This window comes from Streptomyces griseorubiginosus, from assembly GCF_001514195.1.
In the GTDB taxonomy this organism is placed as follows: domain Bacteria; phylum Actinomycetota; class Actinomycetes; order Streptomycetales; family Streptomycetaceae; genus Streptomyces; species Streptomyces griseorubiginosus.
In genome coordinates this window covers 1-526 of record NZ_KQ948738.1, presented here as the reverse complement: position 1 = coordinate 526, position 526 = coordinate 1, and the positions used below count along the sequence as shown (strand labels likewise).

General features: G+C 66.5%; 1 protein-coding gene. It reads right to left on the bottom strand.

The window, feature by feature from the left end; translation table 11 throughout:
• On the bottom strand, positions 1 to 526 hold a 526-nt coding region (locus AQJ54_RS22805; protein WP_169808247.1), incomplete at both ends, for a carbohydrate ABC transporter permease.

Here is a 526-nt window from a genome sequence, read left to right as displayed (position 1 = left end):
GCGCCACACGGAGGCGCCGTCGACGAGGGCGGCCTCGGTCAGCTCGTGGGGCAGCATGCGCATGTAGTTGGACAGGACGAAGGCGCAGAAGCCGGACTGGAAGGCGATGTGGATGAGGACCAGGCCGAGCGCGGAGTCGTAGAGCTTGCCGGACATGGTGATGCCGGGCAGGTCGATCAGCAGGTAGAGCCGGTACAGGGGGGTGATGATGACCTGCTGGGGCAGCAGGTTGCCGGCGGTGAAGACCAGCAGCAGCGCGATGTTGAGGCGGAAGTCGAAGCGGGAGACGTAGAAGGCGACCATCGACGACAGCAGCAGGGTGAGCAGCACCGCGGGCACGGCGATGATCAGCGTGTTGCCGAAGTAGTGGAGCATGTCCGACTGCTCGAAGGCGTTGGTGAAGTTCTCGAGGGTCAGCTTGTCGGGCCAGGACACGTAGCCCTTGTTGCTGGTCTCCGCGTAGGGGCGCAGGGCGGCGAAGACCGCCCACAGCAGGGGGGCCAGCCAGGCCAGCGCGGTGACGGCG